At 51.2% G+C, this 1,671-nt stretch carries 2 protein-coding genes; both read left to right on the top strand.

Translation table 11 applies throughout. The annotated features are described in order from the left end of the window. Nucleotides 1-867: 867 nt before the first annotated feature. Nucleotides 868-1,122, top strand: coding sequence for an AbrB/MazE/SpoVT family DNA-binding domain-containing protein (locus tag VJ464_22395; protein HKQ07895.1), 255 nt, complete (start codon nucleotides 868-870; stop codon nucleotides 1,120-1,122). Next, nucleotides 1,110-1,439 (top strand): type II toxin-antitoxin system PemK/MazF family toxin, encoded by a 330-nt coding sequence (locus VJ464_22390; protein ID HKQ07894.1) that lies wholly within the window; start codon nucleotides 1,110-1,112, stop codon nucleotides 1,437-1,439. Before VJ464_22395 ends, VJ464_22390 begins: the two co-directional genes overlap by 13 nt. The last annotated feature ends 232 nt before the right edge of the window (nucleotides 1,440-1,671 follow it).

The following is a 1,671-nucleotide window of genomic DNA, read 5'->3' as shown; positions in this document are numbered from 1 at the left end:
GTATAAAGCAGGCCCTTGGCCCAAGCTCCTGAGCATTGAGGAGCACAAGTTGCTCGAGCCATTTATATAGAAGTATTCAGAAGCCTGTTTATCCCAGCCCCGCGCCTAACAAGGCGTTGCAGCGGAGGCCGTGAGTGCGGTAGTCATCGGTAGCGGAATGCCGCTCACGGCCCCGCTGAACGCGAGCGTTAGGTGGCTTCGATGCGTAGCTGGAAGTTTAAGAAGAGAATACTTTGCTGATTTGCAGTCAACATTTTCTTGGCGCTAATTTCTAAGGCTAACGCTGGAAGGAGAGAGACAGTGGCAATAGAGTCCAACCAGACATCAACCGATATAAGCTCAGAAGACATGTGCCAGCACTGGTTCAATTCATACGAGGAAGCACAGACAGATGAAAAATGTGCCATCTATCGCCCGAAACATTTCAGGGCGTCTTGGGTAAGCTGGTTCAGAATGCAATATATCTTCTACAAGAATGGCGATTGCGAATGGCTCTGTGCAGATCCAGGTGATAGACATCATTTCAAGCCGGGGAAGTGGAGAGTTGATGCGAATGATAAGAGGATTCTCCATATAGATAAAGGCGGCTCAACGGAGTCATATAGAGTAGTCGAGTTGACAAAGGAAATACTCCGAATAGCTCGCATCCATTTAAGCCCCTAAGGCAGCAAGTACTATGGTGGGAGAGCTTGGTTTTCTGGTGCGACGCTCCTCAAGACGCCACCTAACAAGGCGTTGCAGCGGAGGCCGCGAAGCACGGCTCACGTTATGGCTGGTGAGGCCGCTCGCGGCCCCGCTGAACGCGGGCGTTAGGTTGCCTGACTCGCCACACTTGACTATCGGGAAGTCTGTAATTACATTGTATCTATGAAGACGCGAATCATCAGAATAGGCAATTCACAAGGCATCCGCATCCCAAAACTCTACTTGCAGCAGACTGGGCTGAATGAAGAAGTCGAGCTTGATGTGCAGGATAAGGAAATCGTTATACGCTCGGTTGGCCATCCGCGGCAGGGCTGGGCAGAGGCCTTTCAAAGCATGGCAGAAACGGGAGATGACCAGTTGCTTGATAAAGGAGGGATCGCTCAATCAAGTTGGGATGAGGCCGAATGGCAATGGTAGTCAAACGCTTCGATGTCTATTTGATCAACCTTGATCCAACTCAGGGCAGGGAGATAAAGAAAACGCGGCCCTGCCTGATACTCTCTCCTGACGAAATGAATCGTTACATCAACACAGTGATTGTTGCCCCGATGAGTACAAAAGGGCGAAGTTATCCGACGAGAGTGGCATGTAAGTTTCAAGGCAAACAAGGTCAGGTGGTGCTCGATCAGATACGGACAGTAGACAAGGTGCGGCTGGTCAGAAGGCTTGGCCGAATCGATGTTGCGACCCAAACGAGTGTGCTCTCAATCTTAGGAGAGATGTTCGCGCCCTAACAGTGCAACCTAACAAGGCGTTGCAGCGGAGGCCACGAAGCGCAGCTCTTATGGTCTCTTTTCACGCCGTTCGTGGCCCCGCTGAACGCGAGCGTTAGACGGCTCGTTGTGGAACTGTATTGGAGGTGGTAATGAGGAGACAGATGCTTACCTTAATCTTATTGGCGATAGCTGCGTCAGCGACGCACGCTCAAACTAATGAGCCAAGCCGGCCCCCTATCATTGACGTTCA

This window comes from Blastocatellia bacterium (assembly GCA_035275065.1).
Lineage (GTDB): Bacteria > Acidobacteriota > Blastocatellia > UBA7656 > UBA7656 > DATENM01.
Note: the sequence above shows the minus strand (reverse complement) of the source record. Positions and strands in the feature narration are given on the sequence as shown.